Raw genomic sequence first — 12,647 nt, forward strand, 5'->3', positions numbered from 1 at the left:
GGGGTTGATCGACAAGATGTGTATAGTTTATATACCCATCATCAAACGATTCTGGTGGACGATCTCGCTCCACCTGCTCAACGAGGACGTGATATGCGCTGGGGTGTCGAAAAACGATTGGAGTTCATTGAATTCCGCCTCTTTTGGGAGGGCGGCATCAATCGTGCCGATATCGTAGACCAGTTCGGCGTATCCGTGCCCCAAGCCTCCAAGGACCTGACACTCTACGAGGATAAGGCACCGGGAAACCTGATCTACGACAAGAGCGCCAAACGCTACAAAGCAGCAGATGATTTCAGGCCAGTATTCATGCAGCCCAATGCATCCGCGTACCTCGCTCATCTGCGCGAGACCAACGGAGGAGCGTCTGGTGTGACCGACGCCTGGCTTGCATCGGCGCCGGAGCATGATGCCCTGCCTATTCCGAACCGGCGCGTGGAGCCCGAAGTCCTTCGCGATGTACTCAAAACCGTAAGAGAAGGGCATTCCATCGAGGTCTTCTACCAGTCTATGAGCGCCAAGAAGCCCACCCCTGAATGGAGGCGGATTTCTCCCCACGCCCTCGGCAATGACGGACTGCGGTGGCATGTTCGTGCTTTCTGTCACATCGACAACAAGTACAAAGACTTCATCCTCTCGCGATGCATGCAGACCCGAAAGCACGGGTTGCCTGGCGCGTCTTCGAATGACGACAAGCTTTGGCATGATCGCTTCGCGGTGGCGCTTGCACCGAATCCAGCCCTGAGCGAGAGCCAGCGCTCGATCATCGCTCAAGACTATGAGATGACGAACGAGCGCTGCGAAGTCTTGGTTCGGAAGGCGCTGCTCTACTACTTCCTGAAGCGTCTCCGTCTAGATGTCGCAGACAAGCTGGACAATCCCCACGAAGCCCCAGTCGTGGTTGCCAACCGAGCTGCCTTTGACGCCGCGCTTGCGGAGGCGATGGCATGAAATCGATCAACTTTGAAATACTACGTGACGGCTGGCCTGAACTTGCTGGTCTAGGCGCGTTTGCAGAGTCGTATGCTCACGCTGACCCAGCAAGCGCACTCGTCAAGCTCCGCCTTTTCGCGGAGAACCTGACAAAAGATATCTATCGCGAGCTCCGCCTGCCAAAGCCGGACTTGCCGACGCTTGTTGATCTCTTGAAGAACGACGCCTTTATCGCGATCACGCCGAAGGTTGTACTCGACAAACTTCACGCGTTGCGGATGCACGGCAACAAAGCCGCTCATGGCGAGCCTGTAAGGAGCCAACACGCGCTATGGCTGCTCAAGGAGGCACACGATCTGGCCCGCTGGATGTGTGTCAGATACGGGCAAGCGAAAGCAGACCAGCTACCCTCCTTCCAGCAACCGGCTAATCCGGGCCAAGTCGAGGAACGGGAACGGCGCCAAATCCTCGAGAAGTTGGCGGCTCAGGAAGCGCAGATGGATGCATTGCTTTCGGAGCTCGACGAAGCCCGCTCGAAAGCGACCGCAGCCCAGAAGGAAGCAGATGAGCTGAAACAGCTCGCAGGCTCGGCACAGGCGGCGGCCGATGAGCTTCAGTTCAGCGAGGCAGAAACCCGGACGCGGCTCATCGACAGCATGCTGGCGAGTGTCGGCTGGGACATTGCAGAGGGCGTCAAGAGCACGGCACAGGTTGGCAAGGAGGTCGAGGTAGATGGCCAGCCCACAGCCACGGGTATCGGTTACGCCGATTATGTGCTCTGGGATGACAACGGGAACCCTCTGGCCGTTGTCGAGGCAAAGAAAACCTCGACCGATGCCGAGCTCGGTCGCCATCAGGCGAAGCTCTATGCCGATAGCCTCGAGAACCGGTATGGCCACCGTCCGGTCATTTTCTACACGAATGGCTTCGACATCTGGATTTGGGACGACGCCCAGGACTTCCCTCCGCGCAAGCTATTCGGCTTCTACTCGAAGGACAGTCTTCAGCACCTGGCAAACTACCAGCGGAGCCAGAAACAGCCTCTCGACACGATCGAGATCAGTGATCAGATCGTTGATCGTCTGTACCAGCTCGAAGCGATCAAGAGGGTTTCCGAGCGGTTCTCCCAGAAGCACCGTCGGGCACTGGTGGTGCAAGCTACGGGTACAGGCAAAACGCGCGTTGCGATCGCTCTAACTGACCTTCTGATAAGGGCCGGTTGGGTCAAGCGAGTCTTGTTCCTCTGTGACAGGAAGGAACTTCGAAAGCAGGCTAAGAACGCCTTCAACGATTTCCTTTCCGAGCCCACCCGGATCATCACTTCGCGCGTCAAGACGAATGCCAACGAGCGCGTCTTCCTCGCGACCTATCCCGCGATGCAAAAGGTCTTTCAGTCGTTCGACCCCGGCTTCTTCGACCTCATCATCGCTGATGAGTCCCATCGGAGCATTTACAACGTCTACGGAGACATCTTTCACTATTTCGATTGTCATCAAGTCGGGCTGACCGCGACCCCGGTCGACTTCGTCACTCGCAACACCTTCCGTCTCTTTGGATGCGAGGGACAGCTTCCGACGTCGAATTATGATCTCGAACAGGCGGTACAGGCAGGCTACCTGACCCCCTTCGAGGTCTATGAGCACACGACCCAGTTTCTCCGCGACGGCATCACCCTCGACGGCCTTTCTCCTCAGCAGATTCAGGAACTGGAAGACCAGGGAGAGGACCCGGCACAGTATGACTTCTCTTCGGAACAGATCGACAAGGTCATCTACAATAAGGATACAAACCGCACGATCCTGAGAAACCTTATGGAAAACGGGATCAAGGATGCAACGGGGCAGATTCTTGGAAAGACCATCGTATTCGCGCGCAACCACCAACATGCGATGCTGATGGGCCAGATCTTCGACGAAATGTATCCGCAGTACGCCGGCAAATTTTGCCAGGTGATCGACAACTATGACCCCCGAGCCGAGCAACTGATCGACGACTTCAAGGGTGAGGGCACCAACAACGATCTGACCATCGCGATCTCGGTCGACATGCTCGACACCGGGATCGACATACCCGAAATCGTGAACCTTGTTTTCGCAAGGCCAGTCAAATCGCCCGTAAAGTTCTGGCAAATGATCGGCCGCGGTACGCGTCTCTGTCCAGACCTCTTCGGACCAGGCCAAAACAAGAGCGTGTTTCGCATCTTCGACCATTGGGGCAACTTTGCCCGCTTCGAGATGGGCTATCGACCCGCCGAACCCACGCAGAGCAAGCCGCTTGCCCAGCTGGTCTTCGAGGAGCGGCTGAACGTTGCCGATGTCGCCCTTCAGAAGAGCGAGATCGCGGCCTTCGACACCGCCATCGGACTTGTCGAGCAAGACATTAACGCCTTGCCGGAGGAGTCGATTGCGGTTCGAGAGAAATGGAAGGAGAAGCGCGCGCTATCACGCCCCGAGGTCTTGAAGGCATTCGCACCGGCGACCGTCGCCAGACTACGCCAAGAAATCGCACCGCTGATGCAGTGGCGGAACATCCGTGGCTTCGGCGACGCTCTTTCGCTCGATCTTCTCATTGCTCGCATGCAGATCGCGGTGCTGCGTGGCTCAGGTGAGATTGCCGACCTGAAAATCGAGCTCCTTGACCGACTGTCATCCCTCCAGATGCACCTGAACCCGGTCCGCGAGAAGGCGGAAGTCATCAAGCGCGTGAAATTGGATGCGTTCTGGCAGGAAGTAACTGTCGCTGACCTTGAGGACGCGCGTCTCCAGCTTCGCGGGATTATGCATCACCGGGCGAAGGGTGGCTCGCAGGGCGTTCCTCCAAAAGTGGTCGATATCACCGAGGATGCCAGTCAGATGCATCTGGCACGTCGTTCTGCGACCCTGAAATCCGTCGACATGAAGGCCTATCAGCAGATCGTCGAGGCGGAGCTTAAGAAGCACTTCGAGACCAATCCAGTCTTGAAGAAAGTCCGTGCCGGTGAAGCCGTGTCCGACCGAGAAATAGACTCGCTCGTGTCTCTCATACTCACCCAGCATCCGGATGTGCGCCGAGAGCACCTTGAGGAGTTCTTTAGCGAGACCGCCGGTCCGCTATATCTCGCCATCCGCATGATCGTTGGGATGGACTCCGAGGCGGTGCGGGAAAAGTTCACAACCTTTGTCCAAAAGCATCCAAAGCTGAGCGCAAAGCAGACACGCTTTCTCGCGCTCCTGCAAAACCACATCGCGCGCTACGGCACGATCGAGGTTGAACGGCTCTATGACGACCCCTTCACCGTGGTCGATGCCGACGGACCGGACGGCGTGTTCGAGGACGAAGCCGACATTGCCGATCTCATCAACATCGTGCGCTCCTTCGGCACCGAGGTCGAAGAGCGCGAAGACGAAAACCCGAACGAGAGGAAACAATAATGATCACGGGTGATCTCAAGCGGCGTGTCGACGCGCTCTGGACGGAATTCTGGCAGGGCGGGATCACCAACCCGCTGACTGTAATCGAGCAGATCACGTTCCTGATGTACGCGCGCCTCCTCGACATCAACGAGGCGCGGGACGAAAACCGTGAAAAGCGGTCCGGCAAGCCGTTCACGCGCCGCTTCAAGGAGGACGAGCAGCACTTGCGCTGGTCGCAGTTCCGGCACCTTGGCTCCGACCAGATGCTGCCCATGGTGCGCGATCAAGTGTTCCCGCATTTCCGCAGCACCGTTGCCAGCGGCACGGCCTTTGCCGAGTTCATGAAGGACGCGCAGCTGATGATCCAGAAGCCCGGCCTTCTGGTGAAGGCGGTCAATATGATCCACGAGTTGCCGCTGACCGAGGGCGACACCAAGGGCGACCTCTATGAGTACCTACTCAGCAAGCTCACGACAGCTGGTATCAACGGACAGTTCCGCACGCCGCGCCACATCATCCGGCTGATGGTCGATCTGCTCGAACCAAAGCCGACAGATGTCGTGGGCGATCCGTCCTGCGGCACCGGCGGTTTCCTTGTCAGCGTCATGGAATACCTGCTCGAAACCTATACCTCGCCAGAGGCGGTGATCGAGGAGACCGATCCCGACACCGGAAATGTCGAGAAAATCTACATCGGCGACAAGCTCAGCGACGAGGACCGCGCGCATATCCGCAGCAACATGTTCCATGGCTTCGACTTCGACGCGACCATGCTGCGTATCGCGGCGATGAACCTGATGCTGCACGGAGTGGATGACCCAGACATCCATTATCAGGATACACTCAGCACCGGTTTCACAGACAAGTACCCGAGCCAAGCGACCGAGGGTTTTGACGTCATTCTCGCCAATCCGCCCTTCAAGGGCAGTCTGGATTTCGAGGACGTGCACTCGGGGCTCCTGCGCCAGGTCAAGACGAAGAAGACTGAGCTGCTCTTCCTTGCGCTGATCCTGCGTATGCTGAACACCGGCGGACGGTCGGCGACCATCGTGCCCGATGGCGTGCTGTTCGGCTCCTCCGGCGCGCACCGTCAGCTGCGTCAACTTTTGGTCGACAATAACCAGTTGGAAGCCGTGATTTCTCTGCCCAGCGGTGTTTTCAGACCCTATGCGGGCGTGTCTACCGGTATCTTCGTTTTCACAAAGGGCGGTCGCACCGATGACGTCTTCTTCTACAAGGTTGAAGCGGATGGTTTGTCGCTCGACGACAAACGCGATCCGGTAGTCGAGAACGATCTACCGGACTGTCTAGATCGCTGGCATTCTCGCGACCCGGCGAAGGATACGGACCGAACCTCGAAGGCGTTCTTCGTTTCGGCTGCTGAGATCAAGGAGGCTGGCTACGATCTCTCTCCCAGTCGGTACGAGCAACGCGTCTATGAGGAGGAGGACTATGATCCACCTCACGTAATTCTTGGCAGAATGAAGGCGTTGAATAGTGAAATAGCCGACGATCTCGCCGAGCTTGAGGAAATGCTCGGATGACCAATGCAGTTCAACTGGGCGAAATCATGGAACTTCGAAAAGGCAAGAAGGCTTCGGAAGTTCATGAGCAGCGCGTCAATGGTGCTAAGCCATACATCCAAATTGACGAGGTGCGGGGGGCTGCACCCCAGAAATTTGCTTCTGATGCGAAGGGCGTGGATGTAACCTCGGCCGATCTCTGCATTGTCTGGGATGGCGCGAATGCAGGTACTGTCGGATATGGGATCAATGGCCTGATCGGCAGCACCGTTGCAAGAATGCGGCTCAACGCACCAGAGGATTGGGACGCAGAGTTCGTCGGCAGGCTGCTTCAAAGCAGATTTCGTCAGCTCAATGATGAGGCGCAGGCCCGTGGAGCCACGATTCCACACGTCGATAAATCAAAATTGGAAGCGATTGAGCTGCCTAAGATTGATAGGTCCGAGCAACAGCGGATTGCATCCCTCCTAGCAAGGGCTGATGGTATTCGGAGCAAGCGCAAACTTGTCCTCGAGCACGTGGACCAACTTATCAGATCGGAGTTCGTAGCGCGTTTTGGCACTCCGCTCAAAAACTCCAGGGATTTGCCGACCGCACCCATCAAGAGTTTAGGCCAGGTTGTTACGGGAAACACCCCGCCCAGAAAGGAGCCCGGGAATTACGGCAATGCAATTGAGTGGATAAAATCAGATAATATCAACACGCCAAGCCATTTTTTGACCCGCTCCTCAGAATTCCTGAGCGAGCGAGGTAAGAGTCTAGGTCGCCTTGCGCCTTCAGGGTCTACCCTTGTGACATGCATTGCTGGAAGCCCTCGCGTGATCGGAAACGCTGCGCTCGCAGACCGCGAAGTTGCGTTTAACCAGCAGATCAACGCAATCATCCCAAACAAGGAAACCGATCCGTTTTTCCTTTACTGTCAGCTCCTTGTTGGAAAGGCTCTAATTCAAGCCGGCTCAACCAACTCGATGAAGGGAATGGTAAGTAAAGGGAAATTCCAAGAAATCTCTTTTCTCAAGCCGCCATATGATGAGCAACGTCAGTTTGGGCTGTTTTTCTCACGGGTGATTTCAATGGCGCGTTCGTTAGACGCTGATCTTACGGCTTCAGAACAGTTCTTCTCGGCGCTCTCTCAACGCGCGTTCCGCGGCGAATTGTGAGGTTTTTAGATGCGTCTGACCAAGATCGAAATTGAGAACTTCAAGGGCATAGGTGCTCGCCAAGCGATCGACTTGAAGCCTATCACGCTGCTCTTCGGCCCGAACAGCGCAGGCAAAAGCACGATCCTGCAGGCACTGCACTACCTGCGCGAAGTAATCGAGCGCAACAACCCAGACCCGGACCAGACGATCGCCGGGGGCCTCACTGACCTCGGCGGCTTTGCCAACCTCGTCCATGGACATGAGACAAACCGGTCCATCCATATCAAGGTCCATCTCCATATCGGGGATGATCAAGGCAGTGATCGGCTGCCGCTTAACTCTGGCGGCAACCTTCAAGACCCACAGTTCACAAGCCTGCCGGTGCAATACATTGCGGGTGAAAACACGGAACTGAAAACCTACGCCGTCGTGCAGGAGGTGGGCATCGGCATCGAGGTTGCCTGGAGCGACCTGATCCAAGGTCCCTATGTCGCGAAGATGTCGGTCGAACATAACGGCGAGGAACTGGCCGTTCTCCGTTCACCCCCACAGGAGGGCCAGGCCGAGCTGATCGACATCAACTGGCAGCACCCTATGCTGGAAAAGCTGGTCGATCCAGACGACGAGCCGGAAGACTGGGATGAGGGTTTGCCGACCGCGCTCGGATATGATCCAGAAGCCGAAAAGGGCGACCCCTTCAAGTCACCGCTCGGTAACGAGCTCTATGAACTTTCCCGCCAGATCGTGGCGGATGCACAAGTCAACGACCGCGTGCGGTTTCGGGTAAAGGTCGATACCGTATTCGGAGCCTTGCCCGATCTGGATCGTCCGCTTGCGCTCGACCTGGTTGAGCTCGACAAGAACCTGATCCGGATGCGCTACGTGCGCGGAGCTTCCATTCCCCGCTTGTCCGACAGCGACGAACTGCGCGCCGCCGACGAACTCGACCTCGAGACATATCGCCGTGCCGGGTTGAGCGCGCTTCTGGACGAGATGGTTCTCGGCCCTGTCCGGATCCTGCGCGACTATCTAAAGTCGCTGACCTACATCGGGCCGCTCCGCGACATACCCGGCCGCGGCTACCGTCCACGCCTTTCGCCCGACGAGTCCCGCTGGGCACAGGGCCTTGCTGCCTGGGACGTGCTGCATAACCAGACCACGGAGCACCTGCTTGAAAGCGTGAATGACTGGCTCTCCTCCGATCTGAAGCTGAGGACCGGCTACCAGCTGCAGCAAACCGTCTTCAAGCAGGTCCCCAACACCAGCCGGTTCCACCAACTATTTCAGCGGGGCATCGATGAAGATGACCTTGGCGACCTGCAGGAGCTCTACGCTTCGTTGAAGACCGTCAAGGAGTTCCGGTTGCTCGATCTGAACAAAGGGGTGCTGGTTGCCCCAAGCGACGTTGGTGTGGGCATTTCTCAGATGGTGCCAGTCGTTGTCGCGTGCCTGATGGACCCTGACGGCCTGATCGCGATTGAGCAGCCCGAACTTCATATTCACCCGGCCATCCAGGTCGGACTTGGTGATCTCTTCATCGAAGCGACGCAAGGCCCACAGCCGGCAGTTGGTCCCGAGCGCAGCCTTTTGATCGAGACGCACAGCGAGCACATAATGTTGCGGTTGCTGCGTCGCGTGAGAGAGCAGACGGAGAATGAGATACCGCCAGGCGTTCTCGGTCTCACAGCCGACGATTTGTCCGTTGTCTATGTGGAGAATTCGGTTGATGGGGTCCGCTTCCGTCCTCTCCGGGTGAGTCCCGATGGTGATTTCGCAGACCGATGGCCAAACGGCTTCTTCGCGGAACGGGCCGAGGAACTATTCTGATGCTGTCGGAGTACGCAGTAGAGCCTGCAGTGATCGGCGCAGATTGGAACACATTTCGATATCTGATCGAGAAATTCGGAGCCGACAAAGGCAGGCTGATATCCCGATTTCCCAACAAATGGGAAAGGAAGGTCATTCAAGCGGCGAAGGATGCTGGTCTCTCAGAAGTGAAATTGGCCAGCGTTGTCGAGCGTTTGCATAGTGGCAGGCACAAAGTGGTGGGCTTCAACCGAACCTACAATCACGAGACGAGTTGGGTTGATAACGCCATCCGCGAGCATGGACATAGACCATTTCGCGCAATCGTCTGCGGCGAGGGAGCCGTGAACTGCGCAGAAGCACTCGTACCTGATGATTGTTTTGACGAGAACGCGTTCTTCAATGCACCGATCAGCCGTGACGTAGCAAGAACCTCGGATGATATCGCCGATGCCCTATTATTGATCGCGCTGGTGGCTGACGAAATTGACATCGTCGACCCCTATTTTGACCTACGTCCAGCAAGAGGTAACTACACTGGTCCATTGACATCACTGCTGAGCAAGCTCGCCGCTGCGACGCCGACACCGAAAGTCATTAAGGTACACTTCCGGTCACACGACTCTCGTCCTCCGCCGAATATTCTCGCGCAGAATGCTCCTGCTCTTACCAATGGGATTTTGCCGCAAGGATATTCTCTGGAACTCTATGAGTGGACAGAGGTTCCAGGAGGAGAGGATCTTCACGATCGCTTCTTCCTAACTGATGTCGGCGGTCTGATGGTCGGAGCGGGTCTAGCCGCCGCGGGGGCTGGCGAGACTGCTACATTTACACTTTTGGATAATACCCATGCGCAGCAACTTCGGAGCCGGTTTTCTTCAAACTCAACAGTTTACAACCGGGTTGGATCTGCGGTTCGGGTTGATGCCAACGGCAACGTCGATCTCTTTTGACCCGAGAGCCCGAGCGGCATTGTAAATGTGGGAAAGGTGTTTGATTTCGGTCCCTTTTGGGAAAACGCCACCAACGTCGAAGCACTCAGCCGCTCTTCGATAAACGACACTGGGATCAGACACTTACAACCTGAACACCAAACAGACGCAGTCATGAGGTCCAGAGAATATCTGCCCGGAGAGACCGCTTCCGGGCCTCCGTGCGCAGGGGCCGGTGCTCAGCACCTCCCGCATAACCCTCGAAAACAACGGGAAAATCCGGCTGCATCCGGATCGGGAGAACGCTTTCGCGGGGGCAAGTGGCGGAGACGAAGGGATTCGAACCCTCGAGACCCTTCCGGGCCTACTCCCTTAGCAGGGGAGCGCCTTCGACCACTCGGCCACGTCTCCGCCGACGGGTATATCCGTGCAAGCAACGGAAATACAAGGTCAATTCCGCAAAGTTTGGTTTTTTTTGCAGATCTGTCCGAACTCTTTGAAATAGAACGGAATCGCGCCGGTTTGCATCCACCATTGGCAAGACTTGGTTCACTTTCTTCAGACCCAATGCAGTTCGTAATATCCTTAGAATTGCGGGCCTTGCCTGTGGCATCTGGCCTGATGTACGAGAATTTGAACGTGGCAAGTCTACAGCGGAGTTCAAGTGCTCGGTTGGCTTTGCAACGTGAAACCGGGTCACGAGTTTTTGCGTGATTGCGTTCCGTACTTCGGCATGAAACGGGCAACACGTTGAAAAAACACTGAAAACACATTCTCTTTTTGGAAGTCACGATCCGGTAACGCCGTGATGCGAATCGTTCTTTCGTCGATGAGGAGAACATCATGTCGCAACATACCGTTCCGTCTGAACCATGGCAGAACCCTGATGAAGCCAATCAAAAGGTAGGCCGGGGTCGGCGCCGTTTGAGTGTGTTGGCGCGTTCCACTCAGGAGGTTTTAAAGGATCACAACGGTGAATCGGACCTTTTTGAAGGGACATGGCCCACGAATTTCTCGAAGGGTTTGCGTCATGACGTAAACGGAATTGTCGACGCGCAGGTCTATACCGAGTTTCTGGATGAAGTGGCTGATCCGACCTGCACCGACAATCTTGGCAATCGGTTGGCGTTGTTCGACACGCCAGCCTATTCCGGGCCCTTCCGCACCGCGCCATCAGAGGGTGGTGAATATAGGTGGCGTGCGTGGGAAGGGCCAATCCTGGGCCATCGGCTTGGTCTCAACGGATGTGACGCGGGGGTGGTGGGAATTGCACCCGCGCCCCGGCTGGGATCGGACGAGTTGGCGGCGGAGATGGCGGAGATTTACGCGATGGCCTATCTGCGGGATGTGCCGTTCGAATCCCTCAGAGATGGTGCCGGTGATGCGGCCAACGTGGCGAGTGCCCTTTGTCAGATGGAATGGTTCCGGCGCGATGGTAGCCCTCGGGACGCTGATGGCGCAGAGATTGGAAAGGTTTCGGCGGCGCGGCGGGTTCGGGACGGTGGCGGCCTGACCCCTCAAACCCTGTTTCGCGGTTGCTCACAGGGCTGTGCACAGGGACCGTATCTGTCGCAGTTCCTGGTACAGGGCCACGATCCACTGACAGCAGATCAAGCGCGCCGACAAAAGCAAAAGCTGACGCAGGCAATGGCCGTCGGGGCTGTTCCCTTCGGCGCTTTGAGGATCGACCAGAAGATCCAGCCGCAGGCGGCGGGCGTGGACTATCTGCGGGATTGGGCTGAGTGGCTGGACGTTCAGAACGGGGCGGACACGTCAGCTGAACAAGCCTTTGAGAGCGAGGGAACGAAATTCATTGAAACACCGCGCGACCTTGCCTCTTACGTGCATTTTGACAAAATTTATCAGGCTTTTTTCAATGCCTGCCAGCTGATGCTAGGACAGGGCACGCCGACAGATGAATGTTTGCCCGAGGATGGATATGCCGGTGTGCGTGATCCAGGCTCTGCCTGGGGCGGCGCGCACGTACTGTCCCTGTTGACGGAAGCCGGGGCACGGGCCCTGAGGGCCGCGAAACGCCAGACGTTTCAGGTGCATAATCGTGCCCGGCCTGAAAAGCTGGGCAGTGTTACGAGTTTGATGGCGAACGGTCACGGCGCAACCCTTGGCGCGGCCGAGCCTTTTGCCGCGACCCATCTGGGAAAACTCGAAGCGGCGACAAGCGAAGGTTTCAGCCTTATGGATGCAATCGCCGCCTCGCCTTCGGCGAAGAGGTTTGCGCATAACGCCATTTCCCATAAGGGCTTGCCGCGAAATGACCGTAACTTGCTGCTTCCGGTTGCTTACCCCGAAGGCTCGCCAATGCACCCTTCTTATGGCGCGGCTCATGGTGCCGTTGCCGGGGCATGCGTCACAGTGCTCAAAGCTTTCTTCAGAACGCACGCTTTGGATGGATCACGGGTTTCTTTGACTGCGGCTGGTCTGCCTCGGGTCCTTGTGCCAGCTGCGGGGGGTAAGACCCTGATCGACTCGACCCGACCGGAAGACAGTGCAGACTGCCTGACGCTGAATGGCGAGCTGAACAAGCTGGCTGCGAATATTGCACTTGGGCGCAATCTGGCAGGGGTTCATTTCTATAGCGATTATTTCGACAGTATCCGGATGGGTGAGCGTATCGCGGTCGGAATACTGGCGGAGCATATGGCAAAATCACCGACGTCATCGAAAGTGTCGCTGGAGACTTTTGACGGCGATCATCTCAGCATCTCGGGAAAACGGTCTTCTGGCAGTGAAATCCACGTAGCCAATAGTTCGCCTGAATTGTGGTGGACCCGCCACCTGCCAGAGCAGGCAGGTTGGGGCGGATGAGGTTTCAGATTTTTTCGGAGGGAGATTTTTCATGATGCTTACGTACCCGTCAACGATGATGATCTCTCGAACCAGGCTGGAACTGCCGTGGCA

Annotated in this window: 7 protein-coding genes and 1 tRNA gene; 7 read left to right on the forward strand and 1 reads right to left on the reverse strand. The window is 56.7% G+C overall.

The features are described from left to right. Positions 1-93: 93 nt before the first annotated feature. From AC2FLO_RS19115 to AC2FLO_RS19140, 6 genes are read left to right on the forward strand one after another with little or no spacing between them, the layout of a single operon-like run. Positions 94-951, forward strand: coding sequence for a BrxR family helix-turn-helix transcriptional regulator (locus AC2FLO_RS19115; RefSeq protein ID WP_496811741.1), 858 nt, complete (start codon positions 94-96; stop codon positions 949-951). Beyond that, on the forward strand, positions 948-4,343 hold the full coding sequence (locus AC2FLO_RS19120; RefSeq protein WP_496752030.1) for a DEAD/DEAH box helicase family protein: 3,396 nt from the start codon (positions 948-950) through the stop codon (positions 4,341-4,343). Before AC2FLO_RS19115 ends, AC2FLO_RS19120 begins: the two co-directional genes overlap by 4 nt. Further along, positions 4,343-5,869, forward strand: coding sequence for a type I restriction-modification system subunit M (locus tag AC2FLO_RS19125; RefSeq protein ID WP_496752032.1), 1,527 nt, complete (start codon positions 4,343-4,345; stop codon positions 5,867-5,869). Before AC2FLO_RS19120 ends, AC2FLO_RS19125 begins: the two co-directional genes overlap by 1 nt. Next, positions 5,866-7,008, forward strand: coding sequence for a restriction endonuclease subunit S (locus AC2FLO_RS19130; protein WP_496752034.1), 1,143 nt, complete (start codon positions 5,866-5,868; stop codon positions 7,006-7,008). Before AC2FLO_RS19125 ends, AC2FLO_RS19130 begins: the two co-directional genes overlap by 4 nt. Before the next feature lie 9 nt (positions 7,009-7,017). Next, entirely contained in the window at positions 7,018-8,817 is a 1,800-nt protein-coding gene (locus AC2FLO_RS19135; protein WP_496752036.1) for an AAA family ATPase, read from the forward strand. Next, on the forward strand, positions 8,817-9,749 hold the full coding sequence (locus AC2FLO_RS19140; protein WP_496752038.1) for a hypothetical protein: 933 nt from the start codon (positions 8,817-8,819) through the stop codon (positions 9,747-9,749). Before AC2FLO_RS19135 ends, AC2FLO_RS19140 begins: the two co-directional genes overlap by 1 nt. A gap of 300 nt (positions 9,750-10,049) precedes the next feature. On the opposite strand, the gene AC2FLO_RS19145 is transcribed toward AC2FLO_RS19140, so the two are convergent. Further along, positions 10,050-10,139, reverse strand: a tRNA-Ser gene (locus tag AC2FLO_RS19145). A 432-nt stretch (positions 10,140-10,571) separates the two neighbouring features. On the opposite strand from AC2FLO_RS19145, the gene AC2FLO_RS19150 reads away from it, so the two are divergent. Continuing rightward, the gene (locus AC2FLO_RS19150; RefSeq protein WP_496752090.1) at positions 10,572-12,554 is read left to right on the forward strand and encodes a phosphatase PAP2 family protein; all 1,983 of its coding nucleotides are present in this window, start codon (positions 10,572-10,574) and stop codon (positions 12,552-12,554) included. Positions 12,555-12,647 lie beyond the last annotated feature (93 nt).

Source organism: Ruegeria sp. TASC047, assembly GCF_059612445.1.

Excerpts from the sequence above, each read along its gene's own strand:
- AC2FLO_RS19115 (WP_496811741.1), top strand. The coding sequence starts at position 94 with ATGCGCTGGGGTGTCGAAAAACGATTGGAGTTCATTGAATTCCGCCTC.
- AC2FLO_RS19120 (WP_496752030.1), top strand. The coding sequence starts at position 948 with ATGAAATCGATCAACTTTGAAATACTACGTGACGGCTGGCCTGAACTT.
- AC2FLO_RS19125 (WP_496752032.1), top strand. The coding sequence starts at position 4,343 with ATGATCACGGGTGATCTCAAGCGGCGTGTCGACGCGCTCTGGACGGAA.
- AC2FLO_RS19130 (WP_496752034.1), top strand. The coding sequence starts at position 5,866 with ATGACCAATGCAGTTCAACTGGGCGAAATCATGGAACTTCGAAAAGGC.
- AC2FLO_RS19135 (WP_496752036.1), top strand. The coding sequence starts at position 7,018 with ATGCGTCTGACCAAGATCGAAATTGAGAACTTCAAGGGCATAGGTGCT.
- AC2FLO_RS19140 (WP_496752038.1), top strand. The coding sequence starts at position 8,817 with ATGCTGTCGGAGTACGCAGTAGAGCCTGCAGTGATCGGCGCAGATTGG.
- AC2FLO_RS19150 (WP_496752090.1), top strand. The coding sequence starts at position 10,572 with ATGTCGCAACATACCGTTCCGTCTGAACCATGGCAGAACCCTGATGAA.